The organism is Vreelandella subterranea, from assembly GCF_900111305.1.
Lineage (GTDB): Bacteria > Pseudomonadota > Gammaproteobacteria > Pseudomonadales > Halomonadaceae > Vreelandella > Vreelandella subterranea.
In genome coordinates this window covers 37,394-55,950 of record NZ_FOGS01000010.1, presented here as the reverse complement: position 1 = coordinate 55,950, position 18,557 = coordinate 37,394, and the positions used below count along the sequence as shown (strand labels likewise).

Sequence of the window (18,557 nt, the reverse complement as noted above, 5' to 3'; positions counted from 1 at the left end):
CGATGCCCCGGCCCGAACTACTCGAACAGATCTATACCATTGTCGATCAGATACCGGCGGGGCGGGTGACGACCTACGGGCGGATTGCGGCAATGACCGAAGGGGCGACCCCGCGCATGGTGGGTTCTGCAATGCGCCACTTGCCGGACGGTCACCAGTTGCCCTGGCACCGGGTCATTGCCGCGTCGTTGAAGCTTGCCGACCACGGCGGCGCGGCCCGCCAGCATCAAAAACTGCGCGATGAAGGCGTGGCGTTTGATGCCAAGGGGCGCGTCCCTGCGCACCTTGTCTGGCCTGACTGACAGAAGCTGGTATAGGTGATGAGGCATGGAACAACTCGTAGCGGGGGTTTTTCGCCATGGATGGCGAAAGTAGCGCCCATGGACGGGTTCACAGCGCCCCCGCGTAGGGTTGTTCCATGCCGGTTCAGATGTCATCTCACGGCTTTATTAGAAAGCCAATAACAACGCCGCCTGATAAAGGCGGCGTTGTCGGTTTTGTGGCTATTTTAGGAGCGGTTGCTAGTCGTCGAGGTTGGCGCCTGACTTCCAGGACCAGTCGCGCCAGCGCAGGTCGAAGAGATCCTTGCGGCGGTCTTTCAGGTTGGTTACCGAGCCTTCGGCGCGCACCACGGTCAGGCGGGTCAGGTCCAGGTCCGAGAAGAAGATCATCTCGGTATTGGGCGTGGTTTCCGCCAGCACCGCGTCATGGGGGAAGGCGAAGTCGGACGGCGAGAACACCGCCGACTGGGCGTACTGGATGTCCAGGTTCTCGATCGACGGCAGGTTACCCACGCTGCCGCACAGCACCACGTAGCACTCGTTTTCGATGGCGCGCGCCTGGGCGCAATGGCGCACCCGCAGGTAACCGTTCTTGGTGTCGGTCCAGAAAGGCACAAACAGAATGTCCATATCCTGGTCGGCAAGCAGGCGGCCCAGTTCAGGGAACTCAACGTCGTAGCAGATCAGAATGCCCACGCGGCCCGCGTCGGTATCGAACACCTGCAGGTCGTCGCCGCCTTCGATGACCCAGTCGCGGCGCTCCTGGGGGGTGATATGCAGCTTCGACTGCTTCTCGATGCTGCCATCGCGGTGCAGCAGGTAGGTGACGTTATAAAGCCGGTCATCCTCGCCGGCCTCGATCATCGAGCCGCCGATAATGTTGATGTTGTAGGACACCGCCATCCGCGACAGCTCGGCGACAAAGCGCTCGGTAAAGCCCGCGAGAAAGCGAATCGCGCCCATCTGGTCCTGCTGGGCTTCGCGGTCCTGCAGCCCCATCAGCGGCGCGTTGAAAAGCTCCGGAAAGACGGCAAAGTCACTTTGGTAATCCGACAAGGCGTCCACAAAGTACTCGATCTGCTGTAGGGCGGCTTCGACGGAAGAAAACTCGCGCATCTGCCATTGCACCGCCCCCACGCGCACCTGGGTCGGGCGGGTATCCAGCACGCTTTCCGCGGGCTCGAAGAGGATATTGTTCCACTCAAGCAGCGTGGCGTAGCCCCTGGACTGCTCGTCTTCGGGCAGATACTTGCGCAGCAGGCGCTTGACCTGGAAGTCGTTGGCCAACTGGAACGAGAGAATCGGGTCGTAAATCTCTTTACGCGATACTTTATCGATGTACTGGGCCGGAGACAGTTCATCGGAATGCTGGTGGTATTCGGGAATTCGCCCGCCCGCCAGAATGGCGCGCAGGTTATGCGAACGGCACAGCTCCTTGCGCGCCTCGTAAAGGCGGCGACCCAGGCGGTAACCCCGGTAGTCGGGATGAATCAGCACATCCAGGCCGTACATGGCGTCGCCATCCTGATCATTACGGATGATCTCGCGATGGCCGATCAGGTCGTCGTACTTGTGCGGGTTGGAGAACTCGTCGTAATCCACCTGAACGGTCAGCGCGACACCAACCAGGACCCCATCGTCCTCGATAGCGATCTGGCCATCGGGAAACTCCTGGATCAGTTTATCGATCGTATGCTTTGGCCAGGCACCCCCGATATCGTGATATACCGCATCCATCAACGACTTCAACTGTTCATAGTCATCGCTGGTCAGGTTGCGGAGGTTAAGGTGCAGTTCTTCTAGGGACATATTGAAGGATTCCCAGCAGTCGAAATAAGTTGCCCTATTGTATCATTGCTTGGCACTGCTCGTTTTATCCTGTGATAGCTTATTCCTCGAAGCGGCCAAGGGCTGGGTCAGGGTCTGCGCCATGATGACGCCTGCCAATATCAAAAGCCCACCGATAAAGTGGAAGCCCGCCACCTGTTCGCCCAGAAACGCCATGGCGATGAGCGCGCTGAACAGCGGCATCAGGTTGATGAAAATACTCGCCTGGCTGGCGCCAATTTGGCGGACGGCACGCATCCATAAAAAGGTGGTAATGATTGATGCCGGAATGCCTGCATATAGAATGAGCCCTATGTTCTGGCTGTCCACCGGCGTCATCGGCCCCATCAGATAAGGCGGCAGCAGTAGCAGCACGGCAAAGCATACCTGGGCGTAAAGCATGACCCAGGGCGGCAGCTTCATCGCCCAGCGCTTGAGCATGACGCCGTAAAGCGCATAGCAGGTAGCCGCCACCACCATCAGTGCGTCGCCATAGGCGACTTCCAGCTGTAGCAGGGAAAGCGGGTTGCCACGACCCAGCAGAACGGTCACGCCGATAAACGCCAGGACCCCACCCGCCACACCACCACGGGTGGGCGGCTCGCGTAGAATCAACGCACTCAACAGCACGGTCAGCAGCGGCACCATTGCTGCCAGTATGCCCATGTTGGTGGCGCTGGTGGTTTCCGCGGCGACATAGGCCAAGCCTTGCCAAAGGCCCATGCCCAGCAGCCCCAGCAAAGCCAGTTTGGGCCAGTGGCGGCGGATTTCATCGCGGTGGCGTATGGCAGCGGGCAGCACAAAAGGTGTCATTACCAGCAGCGCCAGCAGCCAGCGCAAGAACGCGATGCTACTCGGTGCGATGGCCCCGACGGTCAACTGATTGATGGTCATGTTCCCCGACCAGATCAGGACAGTGGTCAGCGGGGCTAAAAAATACATCAATGGCATAGCACATTCCCTTAAAGCAGTCCCTTATCGTTAGCCGGGTAATGTGACGCCCTTTTCCTGAGTGAGCAAGTGCTGAGTGAGCAAAGCCCTTTCACAAGAACCTGTCGCTTGGACTTGTCATCAGGGCTTGTCATCAGAACGGGGGACTGTACGTGGCGGGCAGGATGTCATACGCTTGTTTGAATAATCATCGAATAACCCTCTGGAGAACCGTGATGACTCGTGCGCCTGCCTATCCGCATCTTTTCCGTCCGATCACACTGGGGCATTTAACGCTGCCAAATCGGGTGTTGATGGGCTCCATGCACACCAATCTGGAAGAAGCGCCCAACGGCTTTGAGCGGCTGGCTGCGTTTTATGCAGAGAGGACAAGGGCCGGGGTTGGTCTGATCGTAACAGGCGGTATTGCCCCCAATGCGGAGGGGGCGGTCTTCCAGGGCGCCAACGCGCTGACCGAGGCATCGCAATTGGCAGAACATCGCCAGGTCGTCGACGCCGTTCACGCCGAGGGCGGGCATCTATGCATGCAGATTCTGCATGCTGGCCGCTATGCCTACTCGCCTGAGCTGGTGGCACCGTCGGCCATTCAGGCACCGATCAACCCTTTTACACCGCGCGAGCTGACCAGCGATGAGGTCGAGCAGCAAATTGCCGACTACGTGCAATGTGCGAATCTTGCCCAGCAGGCAGGCTACGATGGCGTTGAAGTGATGGGCTCCGAGGGCTATCTGATCAACCAGTTCATCTGTCAGCGGACCAATCAGCGCGACGACGAATGGGGCGGTGATTTCGAGCGTCGGGTTCGCTTTCCCATCGAAATCGTCAAACGCATCCGTGCCGCTGTCGGCGATTCATTCTTGGTCATCTTTCGCCTGTCGATGATCGATCTGGTGGAGGAGGGCAGCACCTGGGAAGAAGTCGTTGCTCTGGGGAAATCCATTGAAGCGGCCGGTGCCGATGTGATCAATACCGGTATTGGCTGGCACGAAGCCCGGGTGCCGACCATTGTCACCAGCGTCCCCCGCGCGGCGTTCAGCGAAGTGACCAAGCGCATGAAGGCGGCCCTGTCGATCCCGCTGATCACCACCAATCGCATCAACATGCCGGATGTGGCAGAACGGGTGCTCGCCGAGGGGCATGCCGACATGGTCTCGATGGCGCGGCCGTTTCTCGCCGACCCGGAATGGGTGCGCAAGGCCGAAGCGGGGCTGGCCGACGAAATCAACACCTGTATCGCCTGCAATCAGGCCTGCCTGGATCACACCTTTGCGGGCAAGCTCACCTCCTGCCTGGTTAACCCTCGCGCCTGCCATGAAACCGAATTGACGCTTGAGCCTGCCCGGATGGTGAAGCGCGTCGCGGTGGTTGGCGGCGGCCCGGCGGGCCTGGCGACAGCCGTGGAAGCGGCTCGCCGCGGCCATACCGTCGTACTGTTTGAGCGTCGTGGCGAGCTCGGCGGGCAGTTCAACTACGCCCGCAAGATCCCTGGTAAAGAAGAGTTCAATGAGACACTGCGCTACTACCGCGTGATGCTGGATAAACACGCCGTGGAGGTTCGCCTGAACACTGACGCCACCGTCGAATCCCTGGCGGACTTCGATGAGGTGGTGATTGCCACCGGCGTCATGCCCCGTGAACTGACGCTACCCGGTGCCGATCATCCCAAGGTGCTGAGCTATGCTGAAGCGATTGAACACCCTGAGCGCGTTGGGTCCACGGTGGCGGTGATAGGCGCGGGGGGTATCGGCTTTGATGTCTCTGAGTTGCTGGCCCATCAGGGGCACCCGACGCTGGATCTGGCCGCATGGTGTGAGGAATGGGGCGTGGACCTTTCGATGGCGGCGCGGGGCGGTTTGAAAGCGCCCGCACCGCCCGCTTCGCCAAGGGAGATCGTCATGCTGCAGCGTAAAACCTCCAAGCCGGGTAAATACCTGGGCAAGACGACGGGCTGGGTGCATCGCGCATCGCTCAAACAGCGCGGCGTCAAAACCCTCACCGGCTGTGAATACCTCAAGATCGACGACGACGGTCTGCATATCCACCAAGAAGGGCGGGACCAGGTGCTCGACGTGGCCTCCATCGTGGTCTGCGCAGGTCAGGAATCGGTGCGGGACCTGATCGCGCCGCTGGAGCAGAAAGGCCGCCGCGTGCATGTGATTGGCGGCGCCGATGAAGCCGCTGAGCTCGATGCCAAGCGCGCCATTGACCAGGGCACTCGTCTGGCCGCTTCCTTATAGCACTGAAATGGCGATAGACTGGGTGTAACCTAGTTATTAAGTCTAACGAGTCGCAAACGGTGTGGGTGGCACCCAGCCCACGCCGCCAGACCGTTAGATGAAAAGGATTGCCCACAAGGACTCGCCATAAGGATTATCGCCATGACCTCGGAGTGTACCCCACGATTTTTGGCCAGTGATAACACCTCCGGTATTTGCCCGGAAGCCATGGAATATCTGCTGCAAGCCAACCAAGCCGATGATCTCGCTTACGGTAATGACCGCTGGACAGCCCGTGCCGCCGATCGTTTTCGCGATATGTTCGACTTCGATTGCGACGTGTTTTTCGTCTTCAACGGCACCGCTGCCAATTCACTGGCGCTCTCCGCCATGGGGCGTAGCTACCACAGTGTGATCTGCCATGAGCTGGCCCACATTGAAACCGACGAGTGCGGTGGCCCTGAGTTTTTCTCCAACGGCGCCAAACTGCTGACGTCGCCGGGTGCCAACGGCAAATTGACCCCGGAAGGTATTGAGGCGCTGGTCACCAAGCGCAGCGATATCCACTACCCCAAGCCCAAGGTCATCTCGTTGACCCAGGCCACCGAAGTCGGCACCGTCTATTCCAGAGAGGAGCTGCTGGCCATTCGCGCCATGGCAGACAAGTACGACCTGCGCCTGCACATGGACGGCGCCCGCTTTGCCAACGCCTGTGCCAGCCTGGATGCCACCCCGGCCGAGTTGACCTGGCAGGTAGGCGTCGACGCGCTGTGCTTCTCGGGTACCAAAAACGGCTTGGCGTTTGGTGAGGCCATTCTGTTTTTCAATCGGGAGCTGGCCGAAGATTTCTCCTACCGCTGCAAGCAGGCAGGCCAGTTGGCGTCTAAAATGCGCTTTGTCTCTGCGCCCTGGCTTGGGTTGCTGGAAAGCGGTGCCTGGTTGACCAACGCCCAGCACGCCAACGCCATGGCGCGCTACCTGTCCGATGGTCTGCAAGCCTTACCCGGCGTGTCGCTGATGTTTCCGACGCAGGCCAACAGCGTCTTCGTTGAATTGCCGCCCCGGGCCATCGAAGCGTTGAAAGCCAGAGACTGGACCTTTTATACCTTCATTGGCGCTGGCGGCGCGCGATTTGTCTGTGCCTGGAACACCACCGTTGAATTACTCGACCAGTTGCTGGCCGATATTCAGGAAGTACTTGAATAGCATGCACATTAAGAGGCTTTATGCTGAGTTGGGTCAGAACTAACCCGTAGCGGGGGTTATTCGCCATGGCCGGAAAACTATTCCCTACGTTTCCGGCATTTCCGCCATCCATGGCGGTCAGATGGCGAATGTAGCGCCCAGGGATGGGTTCACAGCGCCCCCGCCGAGGGTTATTCGGACCGTTTTGTAGTCTCTAGCGCCGCCTTCCAGGCGGCGTTTTGCGTTGGGTCTGTCAACGCAACTAATCTACCTACTCTACGCTCATAGAATGAAAGCGTTAGCGTTGAAGTTTGAGTCATCACATTTTGCTAATGCTGACTATGCTGATAAGCGACACCTCGTTTGGCGCATCGCACCGATGTTGACTGTCTGGCGGTGATTGCCTGGGGATGGGCTACAGGAGAGTTCCATGAGCATCTTTGATCACGTTCAAGACCGTTTTGCCCGCGTTCAGCAAGAAGACATGAGCCTTGAGGAGTACCTGGCGCTATGTCGCCGTGACCCCAAGGCCTATGCCAGTGCGGCCGAGCGCATGCTGGAAGCCATTGGCGAGCCTGAGGTCATCGACACGGCCAAGGACTCGCGTCTCTCGCGAATTTTTTCCAATAAAGTCATCCGGCGCTACCCCGCGTTCGCCGAGTTCCACGGCATGGAAGAAGCCATCGAGCAGATCGTGTCGTACTTCCGTCATGCCTCCCAGGGGCTAGAAGAGCGCAAACAGATTCTGTACCTGCTGGGCCCGGTGGGTGGCGGTAAATCGTCGCTGGCGGAGCGTCTCAAGCTGTTGATGGAACGGATTCCCTTCTATGCCATTAAAGGCTCGCCGGTTTATGAGTCACCCCTTGGCCTGTTCTCGCCTGAAGAAGACGGCGAGTTGCTCGAAAAAGAGTACGGGATTCCTCAACGCTACCTCAAAAGTGTCATGTCGCCCTGGGCGGCCAAGCGCTTGAAGGAATATGGCGGCGATATCTCCCAGTTCCGGGTCGTGCGTTTGTACCCGTCACGGCTTAACCAGATTGCTATTTCCAAAACCGAGCCCGGCGATGAGAATAACCAGGACATTTCGTCCCTGGTTGGCAAGGTCGATATTCGTCAGTTGGAGCTCTATTCCCAGGACGACCCGGACGCCTACAGCTTTTCGGGCGGGTTGTGCCGTGCCAACCAGGGGTTGATGGAGTTCGTCGAGATGTTCAAGGCACCCATCAAGGTGCTGCACCCGCTGTTAACCGCTACCCAGGAAGGCAACTACAACCCCACCGAAGGCATGGGGGCGATTCCCTTTGACGGCGTGATCCTGGCCCACTCCAACGAATCCGAGTGGCAGGCGTTTCGCAATAACCGCAACAACGAGGCGTTTCTCGACCGGGTGTATATCGTCAAGGTGCCTTACTGCCTGCGGGTAACCGAAGAAATCAAGATTTATCAGAAACTGCTCGAGGACTCATCGCTTAATGCCGCGCCCTGCGCACCGGATACGTTGCGCATGCTGGCGCAATTCTCCGTGCTTTCGCGGCTGAAAGTGCCCGAAAACTCGAGTATCTATTCGAAGATGCGCGTCTACGACGGCGAGAATCTCAAGGATACCGACCCGCGTGCCAAGTCGATCCAGGAATACCGCGACGCCGCCGGAGTGGATGAGGGCATGCAGGGGCTATCAACCCGCTTTGCCTTCAAGATTCTCTCCAAGGTGTTCAACTTTGATGGCACGGAAACGGCGGCTAACCCCGTGCATTTGCTCTACGTGCTGGAACAGGCACTCGAGCGCGAGCAGTTACCGTCGGAAGTGTTCGAACGCTACATTGGCTTTATCAAGGAGTTTCTGGCCCCGCGCTACGTCGAGTTTATCGGCAAGGAAATCCAGACCGCTTACCTCGAGTCCTACAGCGAGTACGGGCAGAACATTTTTGACCGCTATGTTACCTACGCGGACTTCTGGATCCAGGACCAGGAATACCGCGACCCCGAAACCGGTGAGCTGCTCGATCGCCAGGCACTCAACGAAGACCTGGAAAAAATCGAGAAGCCCGCGGGGATCTCCAATCCCAAGGACTTCCGCCATGAAGTGGTCAATTTTGTGCTGCGCGCGCGGGCGCAAAACAACGGCATGAACCCCAGCTGGCAGTCCTATGAAAAGCTCAAAGGCGTGATCGAACACAAGATGTTCGCCAATACCGAAGAGCTGCTGCCGGTGATTTCCTTCAATGCCAAGGCGTCCAAGTCGGACCAGAAGAAGCACGAGGATTTCGTTGCGCGGATGGTGGATCGTGGCTACACCGAAAAACAAGTGCGGCTACTTTCTGAGTGGTACCTGCGCGTACGCAAGTCCCAGTAGCGGATGCGCTTAAAAAGGAGGTCACATGACCTACTTCATCGATCGCAGGCCCAATGCCAAGCACAAGAGCGCGGTGAATCGGCAGCGCTTTTTGGAACGCTATCGCAAGCATATCAAGCGTTCCGTGGAAGAAGCCGTGAACCGTCGCTCAATCACCGACATGGAGCGGGGCGAGAAGGTGTCGATCCCCACCAAGGATATTTCCGAGCCGGTGTTTCAGCACGGACCGGGCGGGGCGCGTGAAATTGTCTCCCCCGGCAACAAGGAGTTCCTGGCGGGCGATAAAATTCAACGCCCACCCGGGCAGGGAGGCGGCAGTGGCGCCGGTGAAGGCAGCGCTTCCAATCAGGGAGAGGGCACCGATGAATTTGCCTTCACCTTGAGCCGCGAAGAATTTCTGGAATTTGTCTTTGATGGACTGGAGCTTCCTCACCTTCAGCGCAAGCCGCTCAAGTCGCTGCAGGAAATCAAGATGGTGCGCGCCGGCCTGGCGCGGGACGGGGTGCCTGCGCGCATCAGCATTACTCGCTCGATGCGTGAAGCCTATGCCCGGCGTATCGCCATGCGCGCGCCCATCAAGCGCGCCCTGCGAGAAGCTCAGCAGGCACTTGAGACCGAAGAGCGTAAAGACCCGGTGCTGCGCAATCCGGCGCGCATCACTGAACTGAAGGCCGAGATCGAGCGCCTGGAAAAACGCATTGAAGCGGTGCCGTTTATCGACACCTACGACCTGCGTTATCACCAGCTGGCTGCCCAGCCACAGCCCTCAAGCCAGGCGGTAATGTTCTGCGTCATGGATGTTTCCGGTTCGATGACCCAGAACCACAAGGACATCGCCAAGCGGTTTTTCCTGCTGCTGTATCTGTTTCTGGAAAAGCATTACGAGAAAGTCGAGCTCGTCTTTGTCCGTCACCACACCGCCGCCCGGGAAGTCAGCGAAGAGGAGTTCTTCTACTCGCGGGAAACCGGCGGCACCATCGTGTCCAGTGCGCTCACCCTGGTCAAGAAGATCATCGACAAGCGGTACCCGCCGGAGCAGTGGAACCTGTATGTTGCCCAGGCTTCCGACGGCGACAACTGGGATGATGATTCAAACGTGTGCCGCGACTTGCTGATCAAGCAACTGATGCCGCAACTCCAGTACTATGCCTATGTGGAAATCACCCCCCATGACCATCAGTCGCTATGGCAGGAATACGAGACCGTGGCCGCTCGCTTTCCCGAGCAGTTTGCCATGCGCCAGATTATCGACGCCGGGGATATCTACCCCGTCTTCCGTGAATTGTTCAAGCGTCGCTTGAGTCAGCAGCACTGACCGCCCGTTGAGGAGTGCGCCATGAATGCCACCCACAAGCCGATTGCGACCGGTTCCGATTGGAACTTCAGCATCCTTGAGCGTTTTGATGCCGAGCTGGCTCGGCTTGCCGACGAATACCGGCTGGATACCTATCCCAACCAGATTGAAGTGATCACCACCGAGCAGATGATGGATGCCTACGCCAGCGTCGGCATGCCGGTAGGCTACCACCACTGGTCGTTCGGCAAGCAGTTTCTCGCCGTCGAGCAGGCCTACAAGCGCGGCCAGATGGGACTGGCCTACGAGCTGGTCATCAACTCCAACCCCTGCATCGCCTACCTGATGGAAGAAAACACCCTGATGATGCAGGTGCTGGTCATGGCCCATGCCTGTTACGGGCATAATTCCTTCTTCAAAGGCAATTACCTGTTTCGCACCTGGACCGACGCGGAGTCCATCGTCGATTATCTGGTATTCGCTCGCCACTACATCGCAAAGTGCGAGGAGCGCCATGGCGTTCAGGCGGTCGAGCAGCTGTTGGATGCCTGCCATGCGCTGCAAAACTACGGGGTGGACCGTTACAAGCGGCCGTCGCCGATTTCGGCGGAAGAAGAAGCCAAACGCCAGGACGAACGCGAGGCCTACCTGCAAACCCAGGTGAATCTGCTTTGGCGCACGATCCCCGACAGCCCGGAAGGCGGCGAGTCGTTGCCTGGCAGTTTATCGCCGGAAGAAGATGACCCGCTTGGGCTGCATAGTGGCGGCCGTTATCCTCCCGAGCCCCAGGAAAACCTGCTCTACTTTGTCGAGAAGAACGCGCCGCTACTGGCCCCATGGCAGCGCGAAATCGTGCGTATCGTGCGTAAACTGGCGCAGTATTTTTATCCCCAACGGCAAACCCAGGTAATGAACGAGGGCTGGGCGTGCTTCTGGCACTATACCCTGATGAATCGCCTTTACGACGATGGCAATGTCGATGAAGGCCTCATGCTCGAGTTTTTACAGTCCCATGCAGCGGTGATCAACCAGCCAGCGTTTGATAGCCCTTACTACAGCGGCATCAACCCCTATGCCCTGGGCTTTGCCATTTTCATGGATATCAAACGCATCTGCGAAGCGCCCACCGACGAGGATCGCCAGTGGTTTCCGGATATTGCCGGCAGCCCCTGGCGGGAAACGCTTGAATTTGCCATGCGCAACTTCAAGGATGAATCCTTTATCCAGCAGTTTTTGTCGCCCAAGGTCATGCGCGATCACAAGCTGTTTCTGGTGGTCGACGATGACCAGGAGGAAACGCTGGAGGTGGCCGCCATTCACAATGAACAGGGCTACCGGCGGGTGCGCGATGCACTGGCGACGCAATACGCGCTATCGGTGCGCGAGCCCAATATCCAGGTTGTGGAAGCGGCCATTAGGGGGGATCGTTCACTCACGCTGCACCATGTGCAGGACAGCCGTCGCCCACTGGCACGTAGCGTATACCCGGTGATTCGGCACTTGCAGAAGCTATGGGGTTTCCCCGTCCACTTGATCTCAATGGAAGAGGGGCGCGTCACGCGTCGTTACCGATGGCCGGTGGAAGAAAGCGCTCAGAGCGAGGAGTGACGTAAACTCAAGATGGCAGAGGCGCATGGCGTCTCTGCCATCTTGGTTGCTAGCCCTGAGCGACCCAGGACTGGCACCAGCCCGCTGGCTCGACGCTGTTTTCCGGGAAAAGTTGGCAGCCCTCATTATCGGCGGAGTAGAACATGCAGTTGTCGCACCGCTGGCCTTCTTCGTAGGCCGGGTGATCACTGGCATCCGCTGCGTCTTCCACGTAGTTCAATGCCTGGGCATTGCTTGCCGAAGGATCCAGGCGCGGCAGTGTTTGCGCAAAGGCGGTCTTGGACAGGATCCCCGCACCCAGCGGCAGGGCAGCAAGGCTGAGCAGGCTGGATCGCATGAAGGCACGTCGGCTTTGATTAGCCATGGTTGCTCCTAGTCGTCATTGACTGACGTATTGTCCCGGTGTCCGTTATTAACGGTGCTGTTTATTATACTGCTTATTATTTATACAGCGCTGAATGTAATCAGCGCATAGTTGAATGCTAGTGGAACTCGTCGTGGAGTGCGAATACCCTGAACGGTGCAGCGACAATCGGTCACGCTGAGAGAGCGGCTATTTTTAGCCTCACTGTTTTTAGCATTACTCTTTTTAGCATTACTCTTTTTAGCATTACTACGCCCGCTGCCAGGGCCCTGTTATACTCCTGCCGTCATCAGACCATATCCAACACCGACAGTTCATGAGGGCGCGATGCAAAACGCAGTCATCCTAATCAATACCGAGAAAGGTCAGGTCAAGGCCGTCGCTGAGCGCTTGGCGGATGTCGACGGTATCAGCGAGGTGTATTCGACCTGCGGCCGCTACGATCTGGTGGCTATCGCTCGCACTCGCGACTTCGAAAGCCTGGCCGACCTGGTCACCGAACGACTCAACGCAGTGGAAGGCATCAGCGACACGGAAACGCTCAACGCCATGCAGGTGCACTCGCGCCACGATCTGGAAACCATGTTTTCACTGGGATGGTAACGCGCCCTGTTTGATCAAGGGCTGGATCTAGCGGGACAGGGGAGTTGTGGGATTGGGTAAGTTACGCTTGGGTTGGCGTCGGCAGGCCAGACGAATAGGTATTCTTGTGCTGTTTGTGGTGCTGGGCAGCGTGCTCTGGCAGTACCAGGAGCGCCAGCATCAAGATATGTACACCTGGCAGGGCGTGCCGACCTGGGAAGCGCTGAGCTTTACGTCCTTCCACCGGGTGCTGCGCAACGACGGTTTTCTGGTGGGCTGGTCGGACGTTCGCGTCAACCCGCTATGGGTCAGTTATCAGGTCACCGCCGTGGACGATACGCGCATCGGGTCGCGCCCGGACTTTCGTCCCGACTGGCGGACATTATGGCCGGTGGGCACTGACAGCTATTCCGGCAGCGGCTACGACCGCGGCCACCTGGCCCCCAACTATGCCATCGCCGCCGTTCACGGGCGCAGTGCACAGCTCGACACCTTCTACATGAGCAACATGACCCCGCAACGGCCCAATCTGAACCGCCAGCTCTGGCAGCGTTTGGAAGAAGCCGTCATGGACCATTTCGCGCCGCGTTTTGATCGCCTGCAAATCATTACCGGCCCCATCTTTCCTGAACGCTTTATGGATAACGTCTTCAATCGCGTGGGCCTGGTCGAAGTGCCCGAGGCGTTCTACAAGATCATCGTGGCACCCCACGATGAAGCACCGCTGGCGCTTGCATTTATCATGCCCCAGGACGTGCGCGGCAACGAGCCGCTGGACGACTACCTGGTCAGCATTGATGACATCGAAGCACGTACCGGTCTGGACTTTTTCCACGAGTTGAATGACAACGTGGAAAGTGTCCTGGAAAGCGAAATCCGCACTGGCGGCTGGGCACTGGAAGAAGTGGCGAAAAAGCCGGGGCGTTATCAATAGGTAAGGCTGATTTCATGTTGCGTAGTACTGATTAGGAAGGACCGATTAGGAAGTACTGAGCACCCAGTGGCGAAAAGCACGCATAGGGTCTGTCAGGTGTCGATGCTCAGGTGTAAGCAGGGATAAACTGCCTTTACTCGGCAGAGTGTAAGGCAGTGCTTGTACAAGATTTCCCTGATCAAGCTCAGCACTTAGAAGACGCATCCAGCCAAGTGTCACCCCCTGACCCGCCAGCGTAGCATTCATCAGCAACTGGAAACTGTTGGCTCGTAGCGTATGAAGAGGTGCCTGCCAGTCCAGGTCCAATTCTCGGTACCATGTTTCCCAGGTTAGCCAATCATGGTAATGGTCTTCCACCACCATGAGATTGTGGCTAGTGAGCAACTGCTTCGCATCAATCACCTTGCCATGGCGCTCCAGATAAATGGGGCTACAAACGGCTGATACCATCTCATGCTCGAAAATCGCATCTGCCAACAGCCCTGGTGGGTCAACCTCATTGGGAACGCGGTAGTAGATGCCAAGATCGAACTCTGCCAGATCAAGTCGACGGGGATCTTCGACGGTCAATATCCGAATTTCAATGTCAGGGTACGCGCGCTGAAAGTCAGGGAGCTGACGCGCTAGCCAGATTGAAGCAATGGTGGGGCTAGACGCCAGTGTCAACTGTCGGTCGTCTCCCCTTCGCCTAAGGCGAGCCGTTTCATCCCTTAGTTCGCGTAACAGTCCCTGTACAACCCGGAAGTACTGCTCGCCGGCTGGGGTAAGACGCAATCCTTCATAATGACGCTCGAAAAGAAGCCGCCCCAGGTCAGCTTCGAGACGCTTGATTTGACGGCTCACGGCGCTTTGAGACAAGTTAAGTTCGCTGCCTGCCTGAGTGAAACTGCAGTATCGTGCAGCAGCTTCAAAGGCACTTAAGCTGGTAAGCGGGGGTAAGGCATCGCGCATTGAATAAAACTCTAGAGTCGGCAAGACGATTCCTGAGAATAACACTGCCTGGCAGTATCTGCCGCCAAGCAGTGTCAGGGTAAACGCTCTAGATCGCCGTGCGAGGGATTTCTCTCTCCCAGGACTTATCACTCACTAATGTATCGCCTTCATAGGCATGCTGTTCAGCCTTCAGGTAAAAAGTCGTTTCGTCACAATGCAGGTGATAACGACTGAATACGGATACAGCGAAGTGATCTTTTTCTCCGGCTCGGCTGGCGCGATACGTCCATTCAATATCGGCGCGGGTACGGGTCGCGTCGACAGGATGGCTTGAATAAACTTCTTTTGCGTACTGTTCAACGCGTAAGCCATGATCAAGGAACTGTATGTCCCCCATGTCATCCTCGACGATGACGCTGACCTCCCCGCTACCGACGTCCTCGCTGATAGTTCGCTTTGGTTGGCCCTTGCGGATGGTTTCCACCGGGCAGGGCGTAGCGCTTTCAGGAGGCTTGAAGGGCATGGGGATATAAGCAGCTTTGGCTAACGGCAGCTCTATGGTTGGTGTGCCAGACTTCAATGTAAGATCAGCGCGTTTGCGAGGCGACCAGACCAGTGGGAAACTGGCGCTGGAAAGTGCGACCCTTAGACGATGACCCCGAGGCAGTCGATAGCCGACGAGATCCAGGGCCAGGTGAATATCCATAGGTTCGCCAGGCGTTGGAGGGGTAATAACGGCGGGGTCGTCGCGCAGGTTAAGGTTGAGCGTACCGTAGGTAATCAGGGCGCTTTCGCCGCCAGGGGCGATATCGCAGAGACGGACATGAAGCTGACCACAATCTTCATGACTGCTGAGCGTTGCCTTTAGCGTTGGTTGCCCCAGAATATCCAGTCCATCTGCGTAGGGCTCTGAATCGAATACCTGCGATAGACCATCATCACGCCGCTGGTCGGTGGGGAAATCAGCCCCAAACCAGAGGGGAATATATTCCCCTTGCAGGGCGCCAGTGGTCAGAGGGGATGCAATCAGTTTGTCCTGACTCAGGTAGGCGCCTACTGAAAGGCCTTGGTCACCTAGCGTGAGTGAAATCGGCTCAACTTCGGCATGAGACGCTGGCCAGCCATGAGTCTGTACCCATTTGCCAGGCCGTTCGGCGTATTTGGGGGCGGGCGGTAGGCCGTCTTGAAGGTAAAAGGTACAGGCGGGTTCATCCATGATGCCTGTCTCAATACCTTTGAGCCAGTAATCCCACCAACGAAGCGCTTCCTGCAAAAAGCCGATGGCTGGGTCTGGTGTCGCATAGTGGGGATACTTGTGCATCCAAGGGCCTATCAGCGCCTTTTTAGGGCTCTGCAGTTCTTTCATCATCCTGGGGATGCTATTGATGTAGGAGTCAGCCCAGCCGCTTATCATGTAAACCGCCGCTTCAATGTCGGCATAGTTCTCGCAGATAGAGCCATGTTGCCAATAAGCATCCCGGTATTGATGGTCCAACCAGGTCTCGGCCAACAACGGCATGTTATCAAGGCGCAGCTTCCACATGTCGCGCCATTTTTCTCCTACCAGGGCAGGGTCGGGGACCGCCGCAGAAAAACTTAGCATGGTGGCTGCCCACCCAAGGTTTTCCAGCAGCATATTGCCGCCCTTGTAATGGATATCATCCGCATACCGATCATCCGTAGAGCACAGCGTGATGATCGCTTTGAGTGGCTCAGGACGTAATGCGGCCACTTGCAGACTATTAAAGCCACCCCAGGATATGCCCATCATGCCTAGATGACCCGTGCACCATGGTTGGTTGGCAATCCAGTCGATGACTTCCAGGGCGTCGGCTTGCTCCTGAGGTGTGTACTCGTCCTCCATCAAGCCATCCGATTCGCCATTGCCTCGCATGTCGACTCGTATACAGGCGTATCCATGCCCGGCAAAGTAGGGATGCGTCAACGCATCTCTGATCGCGGTACCGTCCCGTTTGCGGTAGGGGAGGTACTCCAGAATGGCCGGCACCGGTTGCGCTTCAGCATTTACCGGCAACCATATGCGCACCGCTAGCAAAGTGCCGTCAGACAGGGGAATCTGAACATTCTCTAGCTCGCGAACGCGGTGTGGGAAATCCTGCTTGATATTCATGATGCACGCTTGTTGCTGGTAGGGGTGGGGGGATCGCTAAGTTGCTGAGGATTTCTCAGCCAGACCCACAGAGAGCCGGTAGCCATGAGCACAATGAGCAGCGCGGGAAGGCCGCCCAGATTAGACAGCATTTTGATGCCATCAATGCCGACGAAACTCACCATGACCCAGGCGACAATGCCGACGATGACGCCCCAGACAACTTTCATGGTGATCCCGGCATTCAAATCAGAATCGGCTGTCAGGCCGCGAGTGCAGAGATTACCGATGGCGTCTGTTTGCGAGTCAGCGGCAGTGACATAAGAAATAAAGGCTATGAAAAGCAGGACCGGGATCAATACCTCAGAAAGAGGCAACTGACGGAACAGTTCGTAAAGCACATTTTCCACACCCCGTTCACTAAGGATGGCATGCAGGCCGACATCGGTATGTGCTTGATAGTAGAGCGCCGCACCCGAAAATATTGTGATCCAGGTACTGGCAAATAGCGCGGGATAAATCAGGTTAACGCGGAGAAACTGACGCACGGTGTAGCCGCAGGATATTTTGCCGAGAAACAGTGCCGCGACCGGCGCCCAGGCAAACCAGACTGCCCAGTAAAATATCGACCACCACTGTGGCCACTGATCTTCACCTGCACTGCCTGTGAAGAGGCTCTTGGTGAAGAAATTGTCGATAAATACCCCAAACGACTCCACGCCAAGGGTCAAACTGAAGATGGTTGGGCCGACGACAAAGGCGAATACACCAAGGATAAGCAGCAAAACGGCATTGAGTGATGACAGCCGTGCAATGCCTTTCTGTAAGCCGCTGGCAGCGGAAAGAACAAAGGTGGTCACAATGATGGCAACAATGATACCGAGCCGTATGGGGTCGCTTTCACCGCCCAGGTACTGGCCTACTCCCCCCGCCAATGTCAGTGCGCCAGTGCCGAGCGAAGACGCCATGCCCGCTACCAGCGCGTATAGTGAAATAGCATCGATGAGCCCGGAAAAGCGTTTGATTCTTGAGCCGAACAGGGGTTCCAGCATGCTGGAAATAGAAAAGCGCAGGCGCAGGTTGTAAAAAGCCAGGGCGAAGATTAAGGCGGGGACGGCATAGATGGCATAAGGTGTGAATGTCCAGTGTAAAAACATGGTCGACATTGAAAACAGCATCGCATCACTTGAGCCAGCCTCTAGACCACTTGAGCTGGGAGGGCCCATAAAATGGTAAAGCGGTTCCGCTGTGGTCCAGAACAGAACGCCCACTGCGAGGGTGGTGCACAAGGTGATCGAAAACCAGCGGATCGGTGACAGTATTGGCTTGGCATGCGGCCCTCCAATGCGAAGCTGGCCCAGCGGAGAGAAATAAACGATGACGGCCATCACCAAGAGGTAGAGGCTGCCCAGGCTGAAAAGCCATGAAAAATTAGTCAGGATTGCGTCATTCAATGCGCTGGTAACGGCTAGAAAAGCTTCTAAGTTGATATAGCTGGCAATAACTGCAGCGAGTAAAACCAAAAAGGTTGGCCAGAATACCAGTGGCCGAAGTGATTTTGTCTGCATACCGTTCTCCCTTTGTCGTTATCGTCATGCATAAACGTCATGGCATGACGATTCAACGTAACGTCTTTTCAGCCGTTATATAAAACGCAGAATGGGAATGAGGGTATGCGTCCAGTGCATGCAGGAGGTGGTGTTGATAGGTGCCTAACAGCGTATGGCCCAGAAGAGAGGGCAGTACCTGAGTGTACAAGTAAAGTAAAAAATCTGACGGGAAGGCAATAACAAAGATTTTGAGTACTTGATGCGGACTGGACCACTATCGATGGTGCCCAGGAGAGGACTTGAACCTCCACGACCATACGGTCACTAGCACCTGAAGCTAGCGCGTCTACCAATTCCGCCACCTGGGCG

The 18,557-nt window shown here is 57.0% G+C and carries 14 protein-coding genes and 1 tRNA gene; 8 read left to right on the top strand and 7 right to left on the bottom strand.

Going from position 1 to position 18,557, the window contains the following annotated elements; genetic code table 11:
• Positions 1-2 precede the first annotated feature (2 nt).
• The gene (locus BMX75_RS14260) at positions 3-302 is read left to right on the top strand and encodes an MGMT family protein (protein WP_085919828.1); all 300 of its coding nucleotides are present in this window, start codon (positions 3-5) and stop codon (positions 300-302) included.
• Positions 303-521: 219 nt separating this feature from the next.
• Here the strand turns inward: BMX75_RS14260 and BMX75_RS14255 are convergent, their stop codons facing one another.
• Both BMX75_RS14255 and BMX75_RS14250 read right to left on the bottom strand, forming a co-directional pair.
• Positions 522-2,090 carry a bifunctional GNAT family N-acetyltransferase/carbon-nitrogen hydrolase family protein gene (locus tag BMX75_RS14255; protein ID WP_092829018.1) on the bottom strand — a complete coding sequence of 523 codons (1,569 nt, stop codon included), beginning with the start codon at positions 2,088-2,090 and terminating at the stop codon, positions 522-524.
• A 42-nt stretch (positions 2,091-2,132) separates the two neighbouring features.
• Complete coding sequence (locus BMX75_RS14250; protein ID WP_092829016.1) at positions 2,133-3,059, bottom strand: DMT family transporter; 927 nt, start codon at positions 3,057-3,059, stop codon at positions 2,133-2,135.
• Between the two features lie 215 nt (positions 3,060-3,274).
• On the opposite strand from BMX75_RS14250, the gene BMX75_RS14245 reads away from it, so the two are divergent.
• The 5 genes from BMX75_RS14245 (at position 3,275) to BMX75_RS14225 (ending at position 11,715) form a co-directional block, all read left to right on the top strand.
• Entirely contained in the window at positions 3,275-5,296 is a 2,022-nt protein-coding gene (locus BMX75_RS14245; RefSeq protein WP_092829014.1) for an NADPH-dependent 2,4-dienoyl-CoA reductase, read from the top strand.
• A 141-nt stretch (positions 5,297-5,437) separates the two neighbouring features.
• Positions 5,438-6,481: a threonine aldolase family protein gene (locus tag BMX75_RS14240; protein WP_092829012.1), complete on the top strand. Its 1,044-nt coding sequence runs from the start codon at positions 5,438-5,440 to the stop codon at positions 6,479-6,481.
• Between the two features lie 409 nt (positions 6,482-6,890).
• Complete coding sequence (locus BMX75_RS14235) at positions 6,891-8,813, top strand: PrkA family serine protein kinase (protein ID WP_066321701.1); 1,923 nt, start codon at positions 6,891-6,893, stop codon at positions 8,811-8,813.
• A 25-nt stretch (positions 8,814-8,838) separates the two neighbouring features.
• Positions 8,839-10,128, top strand: a complete 1,290-nt coding sequence (locus BMX75_RS14230; protein ID WP_092829010.1) for a YeaH/YhbH family protein — start codon at positions 8,839-8,841, stop codon at positions 10,126-10,128.
• 21 nt (positions 10,129-10,149) lie between these two features.
• On the top strand, positions 10,150-11,715 hold the full coding sequence (locus tag BMX75_RS14225) for a SpoVR family protein (RefSeq protein ID WP_092829008.1): 1,566 nt from the start codon (positions 10,150-10,152) through the stop codon (positions 11,713-11,715).
• 49 nt (positions 11,716-11,764) lie between these two features.
• On the opposite strand, the gene BMX75_RS14220 is transcribed toward BMX75_RS14225, so the two are convergent.
• Complete coding sequence (locus tag BMX75_RS14220) at positions 11,765-12,079, bottom strand: high-potential iron-sulfur protein (RefSeq protein ID WP_092829006.1); 315 nt, start codon at positions 12,077-12,079, stop codon at positions 11,765-11,767.
• Positions 12,080-12,406: 327 nt separating this feature from the next.
• On the opposite strand from BMX75_RS14220, the gene BMX75_RS14215 reads away from it, so the two are divergent.
• Positions 12,407-12,682: an Lrp/AsnC family transcriptional regulator gene (locus tag BMX75_RS14215; protein ID WP_027338179.1), complete on the top strand. Its 276-nt coding sequence runs from the start codon at positions 12,407-12,409 to the stop codon at positions 12,680-12,682.
• Positions 12,683-12,749: 67 nt separating this feature from the next.
• Positions 12,750-13,595: a DNA/RNA non-specific endonuclease gene (locus BMX75_RS14210; protein WP_092829177.1), complete on the top strand. Its 846-nt coding sequence runs from the start codon at positions 12,750-12,752 to the stop codon at positions 13,593-13,595.
• Positions 13,596-13,640: 45 nt separating this feature from the next.
• Here the strand turns inward: BMX75_RS14210 and BMX75_RS14205 are convergent, their stop codons facing one another.
• From BMX75_RS14205 to BMX75_RS14190, 4 genes are all read right to left on the bottom strand, one after another.
• Entirely contained in the window at positions 13,641-14,546 is a 906-nt protein-coding gene (locus BMX75_RS14205; protein ID WP_092829004.1) for a LysR substrate-binding domain-containing protein, read from the bottom strand.
• Positions 14,547-14,634: 88 nt separating this feature from the next.
• Positions 14,635-16,659 carry a CocE/NonD family hydrolase gene (locus BMX75_RS14200; protein WP_092829002.1) on the bottom strand — a complete coding sequence of 675 codons (2,025 nt, stop codon included), beginning with the start codon at positions 16,657-16,659 and terminating at the stop codon, positions 14,635-14,637.
• The gene (locus BMX75_RS14195; RefSeq protein WP_092829000.1) at positions 16,656-18,206 is read right to left on the bottom strand and encodes a BCCT family transporter; all 1,551 of its coding nucleotides are present in this window, start codon (positions 18,204-18,206) and stop codon (positions 16,656-16,658) included. The genes BMX75_RS14200 and BMX75_RS14195 overlap by 4 nt, the downstream gene beginning before the upstream one ends.
• Positions 18,207-18,469: 263 nt before the next feature.
• Positions 18,470-18,556, bottom strand: a tRNA-Leu gene (locus BMX75_RS14190).
• Position 18,557: the final 1 nt, after the last annotated feature.

What these genes read in the sequence shown, in the direction of transcription:
- BMX75_RS14260 (WP_085919828.1), top strand. Translation starts at nt 3, where the DNA reads ATGCCCCGGCCCGAACTACTCGAACAGATCTATACCATTGTCGATCAG.
- BMX75_RS14255 (WP_092829018.1), bottom strand. Translation starts at nt 2,090, where the DNA reads ATGTCCCTAGAAGAACTGCACCTTAACCTCCGCAACCTGACCAGCGAT.
- BMX75_RS14250 (WP_092829016.1), bottom strand. Translation starts at nt 3,059, where the DNA reads ATGCCATTGATGTATTTTTTAGCCCCGCTGACCACTGTCCTGATCTGG.
- BMX75_RS14245 (WP_092829014.1), top strand. Translation starts at nt 3,275, where the DNA reads ATGACTCGTGCGCCTGCCTATCCGCATCTTTTCCGTCCGATCACACTG.
- BMX75_RS14240 (WP_092829012.1), top strand. Translation starts at nt 5,438, where the DNA reads ATGACCTCGGAGTGTACCCCACGATTTTTGGCCAGTGATAACACCTCC.
- BMX75_RS14235 (WP_066321701.1), top strand. Translation starts at nt 6,891, where the DNA reads ATGAGCATCTTTGATCACGTTCAAGACCGTTTTGCCCGCGTTCAGCAA.
- BMX75_RS14230 (WP_092829010.1), top strand. Translation starts at nt 8,839, where the DNA reads ATGACCTACTTCATCGATCGCAGGCCCAATGCCAAGCACAAGAGCGCG.
- BMX75_RS14225 (WP_092829008.1), top strand. Translation starts at nt 10,150, where the DNA reads ATGAATGCCACCCACAAGCCGATTGCGACCGGTTCCGATTGGAACTTC.
- BMX75_RS14220 (WP_092829006.1), bottom strand. Translation starts at nt 12,079, where the DNA reads ATGGCTAATCAAAGCCGACGTGCCTTCATGCGATCCAGCCTGCTCAGC.
- BMX75_RS14215 (WP_027338179.1), top strand. Translation starts at nt 12,407, where the DNA reads ATGCAAAACGCAGTCATCCTAATCAATACCGAGAAAGGTCAGGTCAAG.
- BMX75_RS14205 (WP_092829004.1), bottom strand. Translation starts at nt 14,546, where the DNA reads ATGCGCGATGCCTTACCCCCGCTTACCAGCTTAAGTGCCTTTGAAGCT.
- BMX75_RS14200 (WP_092829002.1), bottom strand. Translation starts at nt 16,659, where the DNA reads ATGAATATCAAGCAGGATTTCCCACACCGCGTTCGCGAGCTAGAGAAT.
- BMX75_RS14195 (WP_092829000.1), bottom strand. Translation starts at nt 18,206, where the DNA reads ATGCAGACAAAATCACTTCGGCCACTGGTATTCTGGCCAACCTTTTTG.